The organism is Nostoc sp. FACHB-190 (assembly GCF_014696905.1).
In the GTDB taxonomy this organism is placed as follows: Bacteria; Cyanobacteriota; Cyanobacteriia; order Cyanobacteriales; family Nostocaceae; genus Nostoc_B.
On sequence record NZ_JACJQW010000005.1, the window covers coordinates 41,403 to 62,302 of the forward strand.

Below are 20,900 nucleotides of genomic sequence, written 5' to 3' on the forward strand. Positions count from 1 at the left end.
ATACTTCAAACTTTGATAAATAAATTAATCAAACGGTGTTAAGCTGACTATAGGAATCAAAAAGCAAGAACGCAAAAGACTTCAAGAAAAATATTGAGTTTACCTCAATAAAGTCCTTTTGCTCTGGTAAATCCACTTCAATATCGTGACGCTTTTTGCTAACGATAGAAATCAGCCAGATAAATAGGATTGTAACCTCAGTACAAACTTGAAGTCAGTGATAACTTGCTTAGATAATTACTAGTAATAATTGGCTATACAAGCTAGTATTATCAGCCAGAAAAAATTACTCTAGGAGCCTGGGAAGAAAGACTCTTAGTACAAGCTGGCAATCTAAAAGAAATTAGCACGGTTACTGAAAATAATGCAAGCCAAATTAACTCTCTCTTTGTCATAAAAGATTGATTTTACTGCATTAGTTACTAGCAAATTGAGTATTTTTCAGCAATATTTGTTAGCAATACCAAAACAGCAACTAACAGCAGAAGTTTTGAGAAATGTTGACACATCCAAAACAGGAAAGTTGTAAATAATAGCCATTCAGAGTGGAGTGCAATTTTGGTTGGTTGGGTTTATCAAAACCTAGGGAAATGTCTATTGCCACTGTCACCATTCTTAAGGCTTGAGCAACCGATGGGGATTTAATTACAGCAACCTGTAATGTGTATGTCTAGCTTTTCGCAACTTTGCTTTTCATGAGATGAAATTTCTGCACACACCCAATAGCAGCCAGACTACAAATACCAATTTCATCTCTTGAGATTTATCTGAATCTGCATTTGGTAATACTTGCAATATTCCTGAAAGACAAATTCTCAAGTATGTAGCCTTTAACCACTATTGACTTTTCAAATTGGCAATCAAAATCATCACAGGAAAACACCAACCATGAGTATTGACAAAAAAATCAGACAAATCGCTTTCTACGGTAAAGGCGGTATTGGTAAATCTACCACTTCTCAAAACACCTTGGCAGCGATGGCAGAAATGGGTCAACGCATCCTGATTGTAGGTTGCGACCCTAAAGCTGACTCCACCCGTTTGATGCTGCACTCTAAAGCACAAACTACAGTATTACACTTGGCTGCTGAACGTGGTGCAGTAGAAGACTTAGAACTCGAAGAAGTCATGCTCACCGGTTTCCGTGGTGTGAAGTGCGTAGAGTCTGGTGGCCCTGAACCCGGTGTAGGTTGCGCGGGTCGTGGTATTATTACCGCCATTAACTTCTTAGAAGAAAATGGTGCTTACCAAGACGTTGACTTCGTATCTTATGACGTATTAGGCGACGTTGTATGTGGTGGTTTCGCAATGCCTATCCGCGAAAACAAAGCACAAGAAATCTACATCGTGACATCAGGTGAAATGATGGCGATGTACGCTGCAAACAACATCGCTCGTGGTATTTTGAAATACGCTCACTCCGGTGGTGTGCGTTTGGGTGGTTTGATTTGTAACAGCCGTAAGACAGACCGGGAACACGAACTCATCGAAACCTTGGCAAAACGGTTGAACACCCAAATGATTCACTTTGTACCCCGTGACAATATTGTTCAACACGCTGAATTGCGCCGGATGACAGTGAACGAGTACGCACCCGACAGCAACCAAGCTAACGAATACCGCACCTTGGCTAACAAAATCATCAACAACGAAAATCTCAAAATTCCTACCCCAATTGAAATGGAAGAATTAGAAGAATTGTTGATTGAGTTCGGTATTCTCGAAAGTGAAGAAAATGCTGCCAAAATGATTGGTACAGCTGCTGAAAGCACCAAGTAATTTTGATGTAGTCATCAAGTCTTTCTAAGCAACCAGAACCTCGTTTTTATCAAAACCGGGGTTCTGGTTTTTTTCATGATTACTTTTTTGCAGCTACTATTGGGCAGCGTTTGTTCCTTCTGCTAATTGGACTCCGTTGAATAATTAGTAAGTCGTGAACTACCACACACTGACCTACGGTACAGTGTGGGCTTCCCAATTCATCGGGAATCGCCGCCAGAACTCCGTAGTTCCTTTGGTCTTACATTCCCTCCAAGGGCAGGAGTCCTGGTTCCCAAGACCCATAACTTTTTCTGGCAACCTGTACCTGTTAGCTTGGTTTTCGCTTGCGGCAGTGAGGCTCAAGATGGTTCAAGTTTACCACAAGAGTTTGCTCATTTCGTCCTTGCAGGTTGACCGATGCCGAATGCAATGCGGCATCGGTCAACCTGCACTCCTCACCTCGCTCGCATTCATCTCATCGCTCCCGCAAAGCTGTGAGCGAGAGGCTTCTGCTGTTTCAGCTAAAATATTGACTTCAACGCGAGAAATGCAGTAATCCACAAAATTAAACTTATGGGTGCGCCGACGAGGATTCCCGCGATCGCCCAACCGCGTTGATGTTCTTTAAAATGTTCAATACTGCGCCATTGTCTACTTCTCCAAGCCCATTCATTGCCTTTTGCCCCCATTGCGATCGCCATAAACCAACCAATCTGCGGTACAAAACAAAATAAGCCACACCATACCTGATTAGTCCATAACCATAACCAAGGTAATAAAAAAGCCCCCCAATTCCATCCCAAAATCTCTTCTGGTACTGGTTCTGTAGAATTAATCCCACAACCAGAATTATTAATTATCTTATTGCTTACAGGTTTGACAACCAAATTAGATTTTAAAGTCTCAATTGCTTGGCGGGCATTGCTAAAGCGGTTTTCCGGCGCAGGTTCAGTCATCTTTTGTAACCAGCGCATAAAACTAGGACTCACGTTAACTCGGTCAGCAAACTGCAACCGCAAATCTTGTTGGGGTAAATCACCAGGGGGAATACCCGTTAATAAATGAATTAACGATGCGCCCAAAGCATACAAATCAGATGCAGGAACAGCCCGACCACCAAATTGTTCCATCGGCGCATAACCATAAGTCCCAACCACCGTAAAAGTCACGCCTTCTTTCGCCGCTTTATCTTGGACTGCACCGAAATCTACCAAATATATCTGATTATCTTCACCCCAAATTAAATTACTGGGCTTGATATCCCGATGCAACACACCAGGATTCAACTCATGCAGATATACCAGAATTTTTAAAACCTCAGTCGCAATTTTTCGGGCGTGCTTTTCTGTGCAGCGTTTACCAACTGTCAGTTTTTCTTTGAGTGAGTCACCAGGAATATATTCTTGGACTAAGCCAAACCACAATGTGCGGTCATCAACACAAAAGTAATCAATGTATTGCGGAATGCGCGGATGTTTGAGTTGTTTGAGAATTTGGGCTTCTCGCTCAAACAACTTCAAATCATCCCACTGCACAGTTCCGCCGAACGCCAAAAGTTTGACCACCACTAATGATTCTTCTCCATCAGCAGCTTGTAAATCTTTGGCCAGCCAAGTTTGGCGAATGCCATTATTACCGAGTTGCCGTTGGATTTGATAACGGTGGTGTATTATCTGTTCTATTTGCAGCATCAAACACCTGCTGGCAATTTACGCTAAGGTGATTCCCCTACTATTCCAGGATAGACATTACACAGAGATTTTGGGGGCAGATATTTACCAAAAACCATGCAAAAGTCCCACTCATCTTGATTTCCGAACTTAAACTTGGCTTTGTGCTTCTGTCCTGCGTATATCATTCACGTTAGTTAAATTATTAATTAACTCAATTTCTCGGCTGCTTGTCTAAGCAGCAAATAGTCGTCAGACCTGTATGGCAACCCCAAAATGACTAACGAAGAACTGCTGCAAATTATTGCACAAGCCGCAAAGGACAGCGCAACAGAATTAGACCTTTCCTACAGTGATTTAACAAAACTGCCACCGGAAATAGGACAACTTGTCAACCTGCGATCGCTCAATCTCTTCAGTAATCAACTGAGCATTCTGCCGCCAGAAATAGGACAACTTGTCAACCTACAATCGCTCAATCTCTTCAGTAATCAACTGAGCATTCTGCCACCGGAAATAGGACAACTTGTCAACCTGCAATCTCTCGACCTCAGTTTTAATCAACTTAGTAGTTTTCCAACGGAAATAGGAGAACTTGTCAACCTGCAATCCCTCAACCTCGTTGGTAATCACATTCGTAGTTTGCCGCCGGAAATCGGAAAACTGATCAATCTGCGATCGCTCGACCTCGCTCATACTCGACTGAGGAATCTGCCACCAGAAATCGGACAACTGATCAATCTGCAATCCCTCGAACTCACTCATGCTCGACTGAGGAACCTGCCACCGGAAATCGGAAAACTGATCAATCTGCAATCTCTCAACCTAGCTCATGCTCGGCTGAGGAATCTACCACCGGAAATAGGAGAATTGGTCAACCTGCAATCCCTCAACCTCTTGAGTAATCGCCTGAGCAGTTTGCCACCGGAATTTGGACAATTAGTCAACCTGCAATCCCTCAACCTCGCTGATGCTCGACTGAGTAGCCTGCCACCGGAATTTGGACAACTAATCAACCTACAATCCCTCGACCTCTGTGATAATCAACTGAGTAGTCTGCCACCAGAATTTGGACAATTGGTCAATCTACAATCCCTCAACCTCTTCGGGAGTAAACTGAGTAGCTTACCGCCAGAATTTGGACAACTAATCAACCTAAAATCCCTCGACCTCTGTGAGAATCAACTGAGTAGCCTACCACCAAAATTTGGACAATTGGTCAATCTACAATCCCTCGACCTCTGTGAGAATCAATTAAGTAGTCTGCCATCGAAATTTGAACAACTGGTCAAACTGCGATCGCTCTCTCTTGGTGGTAATCCACTGAGTAGTCTACCATCGGAGATAATACAACTGGTCAAACTGCGATCGCTCTCTCTTGGTGATAATCAACTAAGTAGTCTGCCACCGGAAATAGGAAAACTGGTTAACCTGCGATCGCTCTTTCTTGGTGATAATCAACTGAGTAGTTTGCCATCGGAAATAGGACAACTGGTCAAACTGCGATCACTCTTTCTTGGTGGTAATCAACTGAGTAGTTTACCATCGGAAATAGGACAATTGGTCAACCTGCGATCTATCGACCTCCGAGAAAATCAACTCAGCAGTCTGCCACCAGAATTTGGACAACTCACAAAACTAGAAATTCTGAATCTTGAAAATAATGACTTGATCAATTTACCTTCAGAAATACAGCAACTAACTAACCTCAGAAAGCTAGATTTAAGAGGCGAAACCAATACTCAGTTGCAAATTCCGCCCGAAATCTTAGGCGAGGAATGGGTCAGTTTAGGCGAACCAGCCACAATTCTTAGCTATTATTTCTCTCTGCAAGCCGGACAAGAAAAATGATATTTGCCAATAGAGCATTTAGCAATGCTCAAGAATATTGGTTGTATTTACGTAGTGAGACGAGAAATCAACAGTTTGGGCGATAGCGAGAGGGTAGAACAAGTCAGAGAATTTTTGACTTGTGAATTTTGACTTCCCCGTAGGGCTGTAGATACTGCAAAACCCATTCTCATCAAACAACTGTTATCTTATATATTTATAATAATGATTATCATTTTAATTTAACTTTAACCTATGTCCGTCAAACCATTAAACCTCCTCCAGCGTCCCCGGCGGTTGCGTCGGACTGAAAAGTTGCGCCAGATGGTGAGGGAAACAACTCTGAGTGTGGATGACTTGATTTATCCGATGTTTGTCATGGAAGGAGAAGGGCAGAAAGTAGAAATTGCTTCTATGCCAGGATGTTATCGATATTCTTTGGATTTATTACTCAAAGAAATTGCTGAAGTATCTAGTTTGGGCATAAATGCGATCGCACTTTTCCCCGTCATCCCCGAACATAAAAAAGACGACACAGGTACAGAAAGCTACAACCCAGAAGGATTAGTACAACAAACAGTCAAAGCCATTAAACAAGTTGTTTCCGATATTGTTGTCATCACTGATGTTGCCCTTGACCCCTTCACTACACATGGTCACGATGGCTTAGTTGATGAACAAGGCACAATTTTAAATGACCCCACGGTAGAAGTGTTAGTGAAAATGGCACTTTCCCAAGCCGCCGCCGGAGCAGATTTTGTTGCTCCTTCTGACATGATGGATGGAAGAATTGGAGCAATTCGTCAGGCTTTAGATGCAGAAGGTTACATCAATGTCGGGATTTTGGCATACTCCGCTAAATACGCCTCAGCCTACTATGGCCCCTTTCGAGATGCGTTAGATTCTGCTCCGAAATTTGGTGATAAAAAGACCTATCAAATGGATGCAGCCAACGCTAGAGAAGCCATCAAAGAAGTAGAACTAGACATTGCCGAAGGTGCAGATATTGTCATGGTTAAACCTGCCCTCGCTTATCTAGATATTATTCAACAAATTCGCATAGCCACCCAATTACCAGTAGCAGCCTACAACGTCAGTGGCGAGTACGCCATGATTAAAGCCGCAGCTCAAATGGGTTGGATAGATGAAAAAAAAGTAATTTTAGAAAGTTTGACGAGTATGAAACGTGCTGGTGCAGATTTAATTTTGACCTACTTCGCCAAAGACGTAGCGTTGATCAAGAAGTATGAAGTGTGAAGTGTCCCATGACTAACAACATTGACTTGGCTATTGTTGGTGCAGGGCCTCATGCTCTCACCTTAACTACTCATCTGTTGCAAAAACGGCAGTCAATTAGGGGTAGATTTTCGGTATTTGACCCTAGTGGGATGTGGTTGAGTGGTTGGAAGCAGCAATTTGCCGCTTTAGAAATTCCCCATTTGCGTTCTCCCGCCGTTCACCATCCCGACCCCAACCCGTTTGCTTTACGCAAGTTTGCTGAATCTCGTCCTCAAGAATTATTTCCCCCCTACGATTTACCAGGGACAAAGTTATTTGAGGATTTTTGCCAAGATGTGATTCGAGTTTGGCAGTTGCAAGAGCAAGTAATTCCTCTGGCCGTCAAGGGTATTACACCTTTAGTTGATAATTTACGTCCCAAATTTCGCCTTGATTTGCAAGATGGACAAGAGGTAATTGCTCGGCGGGTTGTCTTGGCTACTGGTGGTTTTCAAATTCAATTACCAAATTGGGTTAAGGAAATCCCCACAACTTACCCACCAGACAAACTTTGCCACTCACAAAATATTGATTTACGCAAATCACACTTGACTGGTAAGAGAGTTTTGATTGTCGGTGGTGGGTTGACAAGTGGACATTTGGCTATCGGCGCAATTTCTCGCGGTGCAAAGGTGCATTTGCTGATTCGGCGAAATTTAGCAGAGAAGTTGTTTGATGCTGAACCCGGATGGTTGGGGCCGAAATATCTCAAAGATTTTTTTGCTCAATCAAACTGGGAAAAACGCTGGACAATGATTCAGCAAGCCAGAAATGGTGGTTCTATGACACCAGCGATCGCAACTCAACTACGGCGACAAGTGCGGGCTGGTAACATCAGAATTGACGAACAATGCCAAGTTATCAAAGCTGAATGGTTGGGTGAAAATTGGCGCGTCGAATGTAGTGATAGTAGCCGACATGAGTTTGATTACATTTGGCTTTCCACTGGGACTAAATTCGATGTCACAACTGAACCCCTATTAACAGATATCCTCGCAGCTTATCCCACTCCCATCATCAAAGGTTTGCCAGTATTAGATACTAGCCTGCGTTGGCCTGGCTGTGAGTTATTTATTATGGGTGGTCTTGCTGCTTTACAAGTCGGCCCAACAGCCAGAAATTTATCAGGTGCAAGAATGGCTTGCGAAAAAATTGTTCCAGCCATTGTCAAACCAAGTGTTTCCTTTTCTCCCAGCATTAGTACAGCCAAAGCCAGTTGAAGGATAGGGTATGGTATATTTCCACTGGGAACTTCCAAGAGGTTGAAACAACTTTTGCAAAAAACATTTTTGCTGAGTAATTTATTTCTTGGAAGTTCCTGACTGTGGTATTATCTACGCAATAACAACTCGGTTCTGGTGGGGAACAGCCATCAGAGGTAACGGGGAAAGCCCGGTGTGAATCCGGCACTGTCCCGCAGCTGTAATGAAGTTCATGCTTCAAAGTCAGAATGCCCGCCGAAATTACAACTAACTCCCATCTGCGAGGTACAGATGAATAACTTTGCTAATACTCTCTTCATCAAGAAGTGTAACTTTCTCATAGTTGCAGACCGAAGCCATGCAATCGCAATTTCTATGAGATTGTAGAATCTTCCCTACAAATATTAATACTGACACAAGGTTAGAGATACAAGCCTGAAAACCCATTTGTATCCTCACCTTGGCCTTTGCATATTTACATTATCTCTAGCCAGGTTTGCGCCCATACTCCCCGCAAACCTGAAAACTCTAGCGTGCATTTCTTGTCTTCATCAGCAATGTTTCAAAATTAATGAACAACAAACAACATACTTTATTCGTCTGCACAACCTGTGCGAGTGTGTGGCAAGATGGCAAGCGGGTTGGTGAAAGTGGCGGACAGCAGCTATTACAACAACTACAACAACTTGCACAAACTTGGGAATTGCAAAATAAATTTTCCATTCAAGGTGTTGAATGTATGAGTGCTTGCAGTCATGCTTGCGTTGTCGCCTTCCAAGCAGAAGCGAAACTCACCTATCTTTTTGGCAACTTAGCAGTTGATGACAATGCATCCGCCATCCTGCAATGTGCCACTCAATACTACAGTAAGCCAGATGGGTTACTACCTTGGTCAGAACGTCCAGAAGCTTTAAAAAGAGGCATCTTAGCCAAAATCCCACCCCTCAGTAAATGGGCAAAATTACATCACAATTGCTGTTAATTCAACACCAGTAGTTTATCAATTTCGTAGTAAGGACTTTAGTCCTTAAAACTCCTAGCACTAAAGTGCTTACTACAAACTGAGAAACTAGCTTGCAAATTGCACCATAAGCATGATAATAATAATCATTATCAAAATAGCCTCCTGGCTGAGAGTTTTTGCAAAAACCTCAAATCTTTAGTGACAACAAAATTTTTTAGTTATACAGGTGGCTGAAATTACCAATGCGTAATCAATTTATCGCCAGATGGGGAACTCAACTTATCGTCTCCAGCGTAACTATCACCGCAGGGATGCTGTGGGAAAATTCCAGCATCATCGCCACAGAAACTGCACAAGCAGAAGAAAAAGAACCAGATATTGAACTCACAGTTATTGACAAACTCCTCAATGAACCTGTATTTTCCCCTTTTCGCCGCGAGGGAACAGTAAAAGATTCCACCCGTCCGGTGTATGTGATTACTGGCGAAGAAATGGAAGCGCAAGGTGCAAGAACTGTCAAAGAAGCACTGCGATTTCTTCCTGGTATTTTAGGTGACGGTACTGTTGGGACAGAAGTAAACGCTTTAAGTGGTCAATTTATTCGCGGTTCTAATACTGGTCAAGTATTAATATTGCTTGATGGAAGACCAATTAATAATCTAGGTGGCGGTGGTTTTGACCTGTCAGAATTTACCACGAACAATATTGAAAGAGTCGAAGTCTTACCCGGAGGTGGTTCAACTCTTTATGGTTCAGATGCAATAGGTGGGGTAATTAATATTGTTACCCGTCGTCCTACAGAGCAAATTACCACAGAAACTAAAGTTAATCTTGGTTCCTATGGATTGAACCAACAAAGCATTCAAAATAGTGGAAAATCCGGTGATATTTCTTGGGTAGTTGGATATAGCCGGACTCAAGCACAAAATAATTATCGCTTTCGTATTCCTGAAGCTAACTTTGAGGGGACAAGAACGAATAATGACGCACTCTTTAATAACTTTAATGTCAAATTAGAAGCAAATTTAGGAAAACGTAACACCTTAACCCTCTCCACCTTATATTTAGGTAAAGAACAGGGAGTACCTGGAGGCGTACCCATTCCTGTACCTCAATTTGGACAGGGATTTTTTAACTCTCTCACTGATAATAATCGCAAATACACAGACCAAGTTCTCACCGATTTAACCTGGAACTCTAAATTAGGAAGCGGCGATGATTCACTCTTAACAGCGAGAGTTTACGCTGACTTTCTCAACACTCGTTTTGATAATCGTAGCGGTGCAATTACATCTCAAAATCGCTTTGATACCAAACAGGATTCCTATGGTATTCAAGTTACCCATAATTGGAATGTTGCCAATAATCAGACTTTAGTTTATGGCTTTGATTATCGTAATACCAATGTACGCAACACCACATCTAATTATGGGACAAACATCACCAGAGAAAATTATGATGATGCTATAGGTCAAGGGGCAATTTTTGGTAAGTATGAAATTAATTTTTCTCCTAATTTTAGTATGAATTTAGGAGTACGGCAAGATTTTAGTAGTTTGGTGAATGGTTCGTTTACTTCGCCATCTGTAGGAGCAAAGTTAGCGGTATCAGATTCAACTACAATCCGAGCCAACTATATCAGAAACTTCCGCGCTCCAACCATAGCGAATTTATTTAATAATAATCCGACTAATATTGGCAATCCTAACCTCAAGCCAGAAAAAGGGGATAGTTTTGATGTGGGAATTGACCAAAAGTTAGGGAATATTGGCTTGCTGAGGTTGACATTTTTTAGTAACCGTGTTTCTGATACAATTGCCTTTAAAAGACTCACACCGCCTGTCAATGGAAATACAGGAACTTGGGAAAATATCGGTTTGGTACAAACTACAGGAATTGAAGCTTCTTTAAATTTACAGTTGGCGAGGAATGTCTATGCTTTTGTGAATTATACGGCGAATGATCCGCGTATTTTAGAAAGTGCTAATCCGGCGGAGGTTGATAAGGAATTAAGATTTGCAGGTGCAGATAAATTAAATTTGGGTGTGTCTTATGAAAATCCTCAAGGTTGGTATTTGGGGGTGTTGATGAACTCTTTAAATGGGTATCCCACTAATAATATTAATACGGAATTTCTTTCGGGGTATACGACTTTTGATTTGAAGATGCGTGTGCCGATTAGTGATAGTTTGGTTTTAACTGGGAGTTTGGATAATCTGTTTGATCAGCGTTATCAGTTGTTTCCTGGGTTTCCTGATGGGGGGAGGATTTTTCAGATTGGGTTGAGTTCTCGGTTCTAAAGAGTTTTTCACGCAGAGGCGCAGAGGCGCAGAGGAGAGTTAGAAATGAGTGAGTTTAATTGTTGGGTGACACCAGTTAATGAGGTAGTTAAGGAAGATTTAGCTACGGGGGGGTTTGTTGAGTATGAATATTTTGATTGTGGGAGTGATGTTTTAGCATCGTTAGTTTATACTTTGTTTGAACAAAATTGGCAGCAGGTTGGGATTGCTCATATTGTTCAAGGTAGTGTTTTAGAATTGGAATTTAATGCACCACCAAAGCTTTGTATTCTCTATGATGGCTATTTGACGGTAGCGGCTGAGGGTTGGCATTTACATTTATGTATTGATACTAATTTTGGCGGGCCTTTGTGTAAAACTCCTGTGGAGGTGAGGAAGCAACGTTTAGTTTCCCGTGCGGCTTTTTATCGGCGGTTTAATTCAGAAGGAAATCCTAGAAGTTGGGGGATTCAGTTTTGGAATGGTGCGAATGAACAATTGATGACGATTTTATTACCTAATCCTTTGGTAGATGGGGAAAATTTATTACCGGAGGGTAAACCAAATCTAGATAAGTTAGCTCTTTATCAAGATTTAAGAGAGATTTATGTGTTAGGTAAAAAACCCATACCCTTTACTAAAAATCCTCTCAAACATTCCTATATTTCCGTTTGTACCTCTACACGCTGTCTACCTTCCCGCAAATGGCAACCTACATTTGATGCTTTAAAATCAGCAGTAGAAGAAGCAGGTTTAGATATCGAAGTTAGAACATCAGGCTGTTTAGAAGTGTGTCAACTCGGCCCAGTTGTTTTTTATTCCAATGATAGAACTTGGTACACTCGCGTTAACCCGAATGTTGCCGAAAATATAGTCAACGAACACCTCATTAAAGGTAACAAAATTACCGAAAACCTCTACCCACCCGAAACCCCCTAACCTTCCTCTAAATCTTTGCGTCTTTGCGCCTTTGCGTGAGATAAAAATGATAAAACTCCCCCACCAAAAACCAATCATTTTCCTCTGTCAATTATTCCTCATAGCCACCCTCATCATCGCCTGTCATCACACGACAATTCACACATCAACTAACACCTGCACCCCCAACTATAACCCCAGTCAAGATTACTTCCCCAATAAAATCAAAATCACCCACGCCAAAGGTTTGACGGTAGAATATCACAAACATTACAAAGTCGTCACCATCAAAAACCCTTGGCAAAATGCCAAAACTCAGTTTCAATATGTTTTAGTCCAATGTGGAACTCCCACACCCCAAGAATTTAAGCAGGCGCAAGTAATTACAGTTCCCATTAACTCTATAGTCTCTCTATCAACTACACATTTACCCCACTTAGCTAAATTAGGTGTAGTTGATAAATTAATTGGAGTGAGTAATATTAATCAAGTCAATACACCTGAAGTAGTTGAGAGAATTAAAGCCGGAAATATTACCCAAGTCGGCAATAATTCTAATGTAGACATAGAAAGGTTATTAGCATTGAATCCTGACTTAGTCACAACCTTCGGTACAGGAAATTCCCAAACTGATAGTTATAGCAAACTCACAGAAGCTGGTTTAAAGATGGGGATAAATGCTGAGTATATGGAAGATACACCTTTGGGGAGAAGTGAATGGTTAAAATTTACGGCTTTGTTTTTTAACCAAGAAGCCAAAGCAGAAAAGATATTTAATGAAATTGCGAATAGATATACACAAATAGCCGCAAAAGCTCAATCTGTGAAAAACCGTCCGAGTGTATTTGTTGGTTTTAACTTTAAAGGTACTTGGTTTATGCCAGGTGGTAATAGTTATGTTGCTAAATATCTGGCGGATGCTGGAGGAAATTATCTTTGGAGTGATGATAAATCTAATGGTAGTTTACCGCTTTCTTTTGAAGTAGTTTTAGAACGGGCAGCTAATGCTGATTATTGGTTGAATTTTAGCCAAGCTTGGCAAAGTATCAAGGATTTAATCGCAGAGGATAGCCGCTATGCTGATTTTGAAGCCGTCAAGACAGGCAATCTTTATAATAACAATGGGCGTGTGAATAGTAATGGTGGTAATGATTACTGGGAAGGGGGAATTAGTAATCCGGATATTGTACTTGCAGATTTAATTAAAATCCTGCATCCAGAAATATTACCGAATCATCAATTGTTTTACTATCGTAAATTTAGCAAATAATGTTACTTAAATATCTGCCGACTAATTTATTAATATTCTTTAAATCTACTTCTATCAGAACTTTAGCATTTTCAATGTTAATTGTCGGTTTTATTGTTGCATTTTTACTAGATTTGGCTTTAGGTTCTGTGTCTATTCCTATTCAAGAAGTTATTAATATCTTACTGGGACAAGAAGCAGAAAAAGCAACTTGGGCAAATATTATTCTGAAATTTAGACTTCCGAAAGCTGTGACTGCAACTTTAGCGGGTGCGGCTTTGGGTGTGAGTGGGTTGCAAATGCAAACTCTGTTTAAAAACCCCTTGGCGGGGCCTTTTGTGTTAGGAATTAGTTCTGGTGCAAGTTTGGGTGTAGCTTTGGTGGTGTTAACTGCAAGTGTGGCGACACCGACTTTATTAAATGATTTGGGAATTATTACTGATTTTGGGTTAGTGATAGCTGCTAGTCTTGGTGCGGCTTCTGTTCTGGGTTTAATGGTAGTGGTGGCGCGTCGAGTACAAGAGACGATGACGCTGCTAATTTTGGGTTTATTGTTTGGCTACGCTACGAGTGCAATTGTGAGTATTTTGTTGCAATTTAGCTCTAAAGAACGGATTCAAAGTTATATTATGTGGACTTTTGGTAGCTTCGCTGGGGTGACTTGGAAACAGTTAATTGTGTTAATTCCGGTGATAGTTTGCAGTTTATTGGTAGCGGTGTTGCAATCAAAATCTTTAAATGCACTGTTATTAGGGGAAGCTTACGCGCGGAGTGTGGGATTAACGGTGAAGAAAGCTAGGTTTTCGATTATTAGTAGTGCTTCTATTTTAGCGGGTGGAATTACGGCTTTTTGCGGGCCGATCGCATTTTTGGGTGTGGCTATTCCTCATTTGTGTCGCAGTCTATTTATGAGTTCCGATCATCGAATTTTAATCCCTGGGGTGATGATTATGGGGGGAATATTGGCTTTGGTGGCTGATTTATTTTCCCAAATGGCGGTAAGTCAGATGGTTTTACCTTTAAATGCAATTACGGCTTTAATTGGAACTCCTGTTGTCACTTGGGTAATTCTGCGGCGTAATTCCCAAAAATCCTTGCCATCATGAATCATGCGATTTTAACTACTCATAATCTGAATATCGGTTATCAAACATCCCGCAAAAATGTGCGGTGTGTGGCGAGGGATATTTCTGTTTGTCTGGAAGCTGGGGAATTGGTGTGTTTATTGGGGCCCAATGGTGCGGGTAAGTCTACCTTACTGCGATCGCTCGCCGGAATGCAACCACCTCTAGGGGGGGAGGTGCGGCTTTTGGGTGATGATATCTACAAGTTAGCACCGCAGGATTTAGCCAAGCGGTTGAGTTTGGTGTTGACGGAAAGGGTTGATGTGGGAATGTTATCAGCTTATACGCTGGTGAGTTTGGGACGACATCCTTATACGGACTGGTGGGGAAGGTTAACGCCTGAAGATGAAGCGATTATACATTGGGCGATCAAATCTGTGGGTGCGCTACATTTAGCTGCGCGTCAAGTTAGCGAACTCAGTGATGGTGAACGTCAAAAGATTATGATTGCGCGTGCTTTGGCGCAGTCGCCGATAGTGATGTTATTGGATGAACCTACGGCATTTTTAGATTTACCACGACGGGTGGAAATTATGCAATTGTTGCGTCAGTTAGCACGAGAAAATCAGCAAGCAATTTTACTTTCTACCCACGATTTAGATTTAGCTTTGCGTCTTGCTGATCAAGTTTGGTTATTAACATCTGAGGGAATTTTACAGGTTGGCGCACCAGAAGATTTGGTGTTAAGTGGTGCTTTTGCTGATACTTTCAAAAGTGAAGGTGTAGAGTTTGATGCTACTTCTGGTGAGTTTCATTTACATACCCCAGTCAAGGGAGAAGTTCATGTTATTGGTGATGATGTCGCCAGTGTGTGGACTATTCGTGCTTTACAAAGAGTAGGGTTTAGGGTTAAACAATATGAGAATTACTCCTGGAACAGAGATGTAAATCAAACACAAATTTTAGTAGAGGTTATATCAAACTCTCAACAACTGCTGTGGCGAATCACAAAAAATAGTCAAATTCTGTATTCATATTATTCATTATATGAATTAATGAAATTTTTAGATTATTTATAAAAGCATTTTTCAAAAGATACATCATTTATGAGTAAGCAATGATTTGATAGTTCCGTGTAGTAGCTATCTACCGCACGCAACTGCTCTCAATCCCACAAAAAAACTTTGGTTTTGAAGGTGGAAGTCCCTTGGCAATTTGGACAGCTTTTGCGCTAACATGATAACGATTATCATTATAGCTTAATTTGGTCAGTTCTTTAACTGCCCTTCAGTAAGGAAGAGGAAAGTTCCGATGACCTTGTATGAAAGGGCGTTACTCAGCACTTTCATGCTAGAAGCGGGTTTGAATACCCCTCTCATCAGCCTCCTGCCTTTTTTAACTCAGTAGCAACTCGTTTTTAACGCTGACGATTATGACCCAACTAACAGCACCAAATACCAATCCTAGTTTTGATATTCCCAAACAAGGAATGCCCGTAACAATTATTACAGGATTTTTGGGTAGTGGTAAAACTACACTCCTCAATCAAATTCTCAAAAATAAACATGATTTAAAAGTTGCCGTTTTAGTTAATGAATTTGGCGATATTAATATCGATAGCCAACTATTAGTTTCTTTAGACCAAGATATGGTCGAGTTAAGTAATGGTTGTATATGCTGCACTATCAATGATGGTTTAGTTGATGCTGTTTATCGTGTGTTAGAAAGAGAAGACCGCATTGATTATCTGGTAATTGAGACGACTGGTGTGGCTGACCCATTACCAATTATCTTAACTTTTTTGGGAACAGAACTCAGAGATTTAACTAACCTTGATTCCATTGTCACAGTCGTGGATGCCGAGGCTTTTAATCCGCAACACTTTGATAGTGAAGCAGCTTTAAAACAAATTACTTATGGTGATATGATTCTCCTGAATAAAACTGACCTAGCGACTACTGAAAAAATTCGAGAGGTAGAAGAATTTATTCATGATGTCAAAGATGGTGCGAGAATTATACACAGTAAATTTGGTGAAGTTCCACTACCGTTGATTTTAGGTGTTGGTTTAACACCTAAACATGAATATATTGATGATCATGAACATGAACACCATGAACACCACGAACATCATGATCACGACCATGATCATCACCATCATCATCACGGACATCACTCTCATCATCTAGAAAATGATGGATTCGTCTCTATTGCTTTTGAGAGCGATCGCCCTTTTGATGTAAATAAATTTGAAAACTTTCTCACAGAAGAAATGCCAGAAAACGTATTTCGTGCTAAAGGCATTTTGTGGTTTAGCGATAGCGAGTTACGCCATATTTTTCAACTGAGTGGGCCACGTTACAACTTACACGCTGATGAATGGAGAAACACACCCAAAAATCAGCTAGTGTTTATCGGTAGAAAGTTGGATAGCAAACAAATCTATACACAACTTCACAAATGTTTGCTATAGTTAATATTGTTAAGTTATTAAGTAGAAAGACTCAATTAAAATTAACTTGAAATTAACGAGTTTCGACTACACTCAACCCTCTGTTAGTAAGGCTACCGAGCATTGAGCGTTCGCGTAGCGTCTCCCTTGGGGAGAAGTCGAAATGCGTCTTCTAAATAATTGTGTCCACCTACTTATCAAAATTAGTTAATAGTGATATTTGGCTATGAAACTATTAACTAATTGATAAATTTATCCCAATTAAACCAATAACAATGACTCTATCGATTCGTCCCGATACTACTTGTACTACTCAAGTAGTGTCATCTTTACCTACTCAGCAATTGCCAACTGTTACAGAAGCAGAAATGGTGCAGGCTGTACGTACATTGCTAATTGGATTAGGAGAAAACCCCGACCGCGAAGGGTTAATAGATACTCCCAAGCGTGTTGTAAAAGCATTGAAATTTCTCACCAAAGGGTATAATGAATCTCTAGATGAACTGCTAAATGGAGCAGTTTTTACTGAAGATGCCAATGAAATGGTATTAATTCGGGATATTGATATTTTCAGTTCTTGCGAACATCACATTTTACCGATTATCGGTCGAGCGCACGTTGCCTACATTCCCAATGGTAAGGTGATTGGATTATCAAAAATTGCGCGTATTTGTGAAATGTATGCACGCCGTTTACAAGTCCAAGAACGTCTGACTTTACAAATTGCGGATGCGTTACAAGGTTTACTCAAACCGCAAGGGGTGGCGGTTGTAGTCGAAGCCACTCACATGTGTATGGTGATGCGTGGTGTACAAAAACCCGGTTCTTGGACTGTGACAAGTGCAATGCGCGGTGTGTTTGCGGATGATGCACGCACTCGTGAGGAGTTTATGAATTTAGTGCGACACAATGTGAATTTTCACTCCTAATACCAATTCGCAATGACGCTCGCTCCTCGCTAACGCAACTAAGAAATCTAGCTCCAGTAAGACTTTCCTGATTTCTATTGGTCGCATTCTTTTCTTAAATTGGTATAAGTTTCATTTGTAGTAGACGTTTTGTTGTGATGTAGAGACAGAAAATTTTTTGTCTCTACATTTTTTATCAAATCAGCACTCAGCAATTATGCAGGCTTTTTCCCGATAATTGTCCGGTGACGAGGGTCACTAGCAACTTCAATTGTGGGTGAAAAACCTGCTTCCTCTAAGGCTGCTGGAATGTCGAAACCGTAATAATCATCACTCCAAGGTTCCGTACTTTTCATTAAAGTATACAGAGCAGGAGGGAGATTTTGAATTACAGGCGATCGCGGGTTATTATCTACCAAGGCAATATAACCACCCGGTTTGAGTAGTCGTTTAGCCTCCGCAAAAATTTCTTTGCTGGCGTAGCTGGGCAATTCATGACACACAAACTGAAGTGTCACCAAATCAAAGGAATTATCTGGTAAGCCTGTATTCTCGGCCTTAGCATGAACCCATTGGGAAACCTCATTATTGACATCTCTCGCCTTAGCTACAGCCAGCATATAGGGCGACAAATCTAAACCCACAGTCCGAATTGGCTGCTCTTGTTTCTGTTGATAGTAACGGTGCAGCGCCATCGTAGATAAACCTATCGAGCAGCCAATGTCCAAAATTTCCCTCACCTCCAAAGGGCCGTAAGCTGCCAAAACATCATGAAAAGTTCCTCTGAGTCTGGCGTGAGCCGCTTCCCAAGTCAGGTTTTCTTGCGGCCAAACACGCAAAGACATAGCATAGGTAGCTGACTCCGCTTCAAAAGCCGCTTCCCAACAAAGATTACCCTCAGCGTAAGCATGAAATGGTACTTTGTAATATTCTGGATACACAATTCCTGGGTTAGTAACTGCCCCTAACAATTGTTTTGTCATCAGCCCTTGTAAAGCTTCAGAGTTTTTGCGCCAGGGAATCCCATTCTTTTCTGCTGTTGTGATTAATACTTGCCGAGCTTGGTATTTCATCACATTGTAAATAGGTTTGGTCTGGATTAGCAGATTAACGAACTTGGAGAGTATGCTTTCACCAGCCCAATCAGGTTTGACTTTATTTTTCATCACTTTGAGGAAATGAAGCGATAATTGCCTATACCTATTTTAAGTTTGATTGCTGCTTTCAAAAGCATTGTTTTTTCTATTCTTGCTTTTAACTTCCCCAATTTAAGGCGCTTGTGTCATTTAACCTCAGTCGGTAGGGTGCGTTACGGCTAACTATCACTTTCCTAAATTCCGAAATCCTTACATAGCCGTAACACACCCTACTTAATATTTACCTTGAGAATTAGCTAATAACCATTTTTATCTAGGAGCGTTTCAAATTCTGCTTGCAAAGCTCTAATATCTGCAAGTCTGGCTACAACTAAATTATTTTGTCCTGCATCACTTAAACGTGCTTTCCAATATTGAATACTTTCGGAATGATTTACCCAAAACTTAACTACTGTGTCTACTACTTGGTCTAAATCCCAGCCCCATTTTGCGGGTACAGGTTCGACAGTTGCTATAAACGCATCGAGTGTGCAGATGTGTGTGCCTAAGTATTCCACACCTGCATACTGTGGTTTTTCCATACTCTGTTGTTGATGGTTGAAAAACTGCAAAACGGGCGATACACCGACAATATCGAAAGTATATTTCATTGAGTTCATCCCAATAATTTACTACTTACAAGGAGATTTATCTGGTGAAAGTTATGCTTGAAAAGCGTCTAATATCATCTCTAAAAAAAGATAATTTTGAGCTTATGTCTGAGGAAATAAACTTCCTTATTTATTAGCACTCTCCAGCTTAGAGTGCTAATTTTGAGCCTATTTAATTGCTGTATTACTAAAGAGTTTCCGGCATATTTTTCTAAAAGTAATCTAGTTTTAATAATTTTTTAACTTTGGGATTTTAAGGCTGGTATTTTGGTAATCACTTGCTGGTAAGCTGCTGTATCTAGAGCATCAGAAGTAAATAAATGCAAAAACCACAGCTAGATAATTAATCGACTGCGGTATGGTAGTTATGCTGTAGGTATTATTTCTGGGGTTGTGCTTAAATCACCGCATCTTTGACTTGACGTTTTTTAAGAAGCTGGATATCAATGGCCGCTCAAAAAACAAGTAAAACCAATAAGCAATGATGAGTGAGTGCGATCGCTCCACATCCAGCAATAATTACAATACCCTAGATGAGTAAGTGCGATCGCTCCAAATCCAGCAATAATTACAATACCCTAGATGAGTAAGTGCGATCGCCCCAAATCCAGCGATAATTACAATGGCCTAGATAAGCAAGTGCGATCGCTCCAAATCCAGCAATAATTACAATGACCTAGATGAGTAAGTGCGATCGCCCCAAATCCAGCGATAATTACAATGCCTTAGATGAGTGAGTGCGATCGCTCCAAATCCAGCGATAATTACAATGACCTAGATAAGCGAGTGCGATCGCTCCAAATCCAGCGATAATTACAATGCACTCAAAGTAAGCAAATTCCACCCTGGAGTTCTTACTAACACTGGTCACACCCAGATAAATCAATGGTTGTGAGAGCCAGTGTTGTGCATCTCTACTGCGCGTTAATGGCTCAATCTTTTTTAGGAACACTAACTCCAGCCCCCCAGCACAAAATTCAGTATGGATGTTGAAGAGTTTTTGAGTCGTTTTCAACATTTCTGTATTTACAGCAGTTTTCATGCAATTGAACCACAGCAGCCCAGGTAGCGGCACAGCATCCACAAACTTCTGGTATATACAATAATCTTACTGATGCCTTACCCCTACAGCGTGGTCTATTTACCTGAAAATGGCTGTAATAATATTCAATAAATTACTAAATTTGCGATATTAAAATAAATTAATCACTTTTATAAACAATATGCTTGATAAGGAAACAGCAGCAAATATAGTAAAAGAGTATATTACAAGAGAAATACCGGTCTCAGGCGATGAGATGGTTATTATACATGAAAGAACTATTGAGAAACAATGGGGGTGGGTATTTTTTTATCAGGGTAAGCGTTGGGTAGAGACAAATGATAGACGCTATAAAATATTAGGTCTTTATCCTATAGTTATCGAAAAAGAAGATGGAACATTAAATTACTTAACCCTTTTAAAGACTATTGAAGAAAGTATACAGGCTTACGAAGAAAAAAGAAAATTGACTTCTTAGTTGACAGTAAATAACGTAATAATTTTGGAAAGCATATTAATTATTATAAGCAATTTGT

At 40.7% G+C, this 20,900-nt stretch carries 17 protein-coding genes and 1 riboswitch; of the genes, 13 read left to right on the forward strand and 4 right to left on the reverse strand.

The window, feature by feature from the left end:
- Positions 1-888 precede the first annotated feature (888 nt).
- Positions 889-1,779: a nitrogenase iron protein gene (nifH, locus tag H6G28_RS08085; protein ID WP_190591593.1), complete on the forward strand. Its 891-nt coding sequence runs from the start codon at positions 889-891 to the stop codon at positions 1,777-1,779.
- A gap of 503 nt (positions 1,780-2,282) precedes the next feature.
- Here the strand turns inward: nifH and H6G28_RS08090 are convergent.
- A complete protein-coding gene (locus H6G28_RS08090) occupies positions 2,283-3,452 on the reverse strand; it encodes a serine/threonine protein kinase (RefSeq protein WP_190670148.1) in 1,170 nt (389 codons plus the stop codon).
- A gap of 255 nt (positions 3,453-3,707) precedes the next feature.
- Here H6G28_RS08090 and H6G28_RS08095 point away from each other — a divergent pair, with 255 nt between their 5' ends.
- From H6G28_RS08095 to folE, 11 genes are all read left to right on the forward strand, one after another.
- Positions 3,708-5,282, forward strand: a complete 1,575-nt coding sequence (locus H6G28_RS08095; RefSeq protein ID WP_190670150.1) for a leucine-rich repeat domain-containing protein — start codon at positions 3,708-3,710, stop codon at positions 5,280-5,282.
- Between the two features lie 234 nt (positions 5,283-5,516).
- Positions 5,517-6,518, forward strand: coding sequence for a porphobilinogen synthase (hemB, locus tag H6G28_RS08100; RefSeq protein ID WP_190670153.1), 1,002 nt, complete (start codon positions 5,517-5,519; stop codon positions 6,516-6,518).
- A gap of 8 nt (positions 6,519-6,526) precedes the next feature.
- Positions 6,527-7,759 carry an FAD/NAD(P)-binding protein gene (locus H6G28_RS08105; RefSeq protein ID WP_190670155.1) on the forward strand — a complete coding sequence of 411 codons (1,233 nt, stop codon included), beginning with the start codon at positions 6,527-6,529 and terminating at the stop codon, positions 7,757-7,759.
- Positions 7,760-7,872: 113 nt separating this feature from the next.
- Positions 7,873-8,015: riboswitch (cobalamin riboswitch) on the forward strand.
- Positions 8,016-8,312: 297 nt separating this feature from the next.
- Positions 8,313-8,723, forward strand: a complete 411-nt coding sequence (locus H6G28_RS08110; protein ID WP_190670157.1) for a DUF1636 family protein — start codon at positions 8,313-8,315, stop codon at positions 8,721-8,723.
- A 224-nt stretch (positions 8,724-8,947) separates the two neighbouring features.
- Positions 8,948-11,005 carry a TonB-dependent receptor plug domain-containing protein gene (locus H6G28_RS08115; protein WP_190670159.1) on the forward strand — a complete coding sequence of 686 codons (2,058 nt, stop codon included), beginning with the start codon at positions 8,948-8,950 and terminating at the stop codon, positions 11,003-11,005.
- Positions 11,006-11,050: 45 nt separating this feature from the next.
- Positions 11,051-11,923, forward strand: coding sequence for a (2Fe-2S) ferredoxin domain-containing protein (locus tag H6G28_RS08120; RefSeq protein WP_190670161.1), 873 nt, complete (start codon positions 11,051-11,053; stop codon positions 11,921-11,923).
- Positions 11,924-11,969: 46 nt separating this feature from the next.
- Positions 11,970-13,172 carry an ABC transporter substrate-binding protein gene (locus H6G28_RS08125; protein WP_190670163.1) on the forward strand — a complete coding sequence of 401 codons (1,203 nt, stop codon included), beginning with the start codon at positions 11,970-11,972 and terminating at the stop codon, positions 13,170-13,172.
- Positions 13,172-14,257: an iron chelate uptake ABC transporter family permease subunit gene (locus H6G28_RS08130; protein WP_190670165.1), complete on the forward strand. Its 1,086-nt coding sequence runs from the start codon at positions 13,172-13,174 to the stop codon at positions 14,255-14,257. Before H6G28_RS08125 ends, H6G28_RS08130 begins: the two co-directional genes overlap by 1 nt.
- The gene (locus H6G28_RS08135; protein ID WP_190670167.1) at positions 14,254-15,294 is read left to right on the forward strand and encodes an ABC transporter ATP-binding protein; all 1,041 of its coding nucleotides are present in this window, start codon (positions 14,254-14,256) and stop codon (positions 15,292-15,294) included. The genes H6G28_RS08130 and H6G28_RS08135 overlap by 4 nt, the downstream gene beginning before the upstream one ends.
- A gap of 353 nt (positions 15,295-15,647) precedes the next feature.
- The gene (locus H6G28_RS08140; protein ID WP_190670169.1) at positions 15,648-16,688 is read left to right on the forward strand and encodes a CobW family GTP-binding protein; all 1,041 of its coding nucleotides are present in this window, start codon (positions 15,648-15,650) and stop codon (positions 16,686-16,688) included.
- 254 nt (positions 16,689-16,942) lie between these two features.
- Entirely contained in the window at positions 16,943-17,596 is a 654-nt protein-coding gene (gene folE / locus H6G28_RS08145; protein WP_190591586.1) for a GTP cyclohydrolase I FolE, read from the forward strand.
- 194 nt (positions 17,597-17,790) lie between these two features.
- On the opposite strand, the gene H6G28_RS08150 is transcribed toward folE, so the two are convergent.
- From H6G28_RS08150 to H6G28_RS08160, 3 genes are all read right to left on the reverse strand, one after another.
- A complete protein-coding gene (locus H6G28_RS08150; protein ID WP_190670171.1) occupies positions 17,791-18,741 on the reverse strand; it encodes a class I SAM-dependent methyltransferase in 951 nt (316 codons plus the stop codon).
- A gap of 227 nt (positions 18,742-18,968) precedes the next feature.
- A complete protein-coding gene (locus tag H6G28_RS08155) occupies positions 18,969-19,322 on the reverse strand; it encodes a hypothetical protein (RefSeq protein WP_190670173.1) in 354 nt (117 codons plus the stop codon).
- A 715-nt stretch (positions 19,323-20,037) separates the two neighbouring features.
- Positions 20,038-20,364 (reverse strand): hypothetical protein, encoded by a 327-nt coding sequence (locus H6G28_RS08160; protein WP_190670175.1) that lies wholly within the window; start codon positions 20,362-20,364, stop codon positions 20,038-20,040.
- Between the two features lie 181 nt (positions 20,365-20,545).
- Here H6G28_RS08160 and H6G28_RS08165 point away from each other — a divergent pair, with 181 nt between their 5' ends.
- Complete coding sequence (locus H6G28_RS08165) at positions 20,546-20,842, forward strand: YrhB domain-containing protein (RefSeq protein ID WP_190591582.1); 297 nt, start codon at positions 20,546-20,548, stop codon at positions 20,840-20,842.
- Positions 20,843-20,900 lie beyond the last annotated feature (58 nt).